Annotated in this window: 1 protein-coding gene; it reads left to right on the forward strand. The window is 32.5% G+C overall.

The features are described from left to right. Position 1 precedes the first annotated feature (1 nt). Positions 2 to 255: ABC transporter permease subunit (locus KGF42_RS19610; RefSeq protein WP_413927055.1), on the forward strand; the 254-nt coding region annotated here is incomplete at its 3' end.

Raw genomic sequence — 255 nt, forward strand, 5'->3', positions numbered from 1 at the left:
TATTATATCTGTAATGACGCAAAGTTTAATTTTATCAATTATGGCACTGGGGGTTTATATAACTTACAAAATCTTAGATTTTCCAGATATGTCTGCTGATGGTAGTTACACAATGGGTGCTTCTATCATAGCATTTTCTCTTACTAATGGTATTTCTCCTATAGTAGCAACTTTAATGGCTATCTTATGTGGTTGCACTGCTGGTCTTGTTACTGGAATTCTTCACATTAAGTTTAAGATATCAAACTTACTTTC

The sequence above is a fragment of the Clostridioides sp. ZZV15-6383 genome, assembly GCF_020657735.1.
Taxonomy (GTDB): domain Bacteria; phylum Bacillota; class Clostridia; order Peptostreptococcales; family Peptostreptococcaceae; genus Clostridioides; species Clostridioides difficile_D.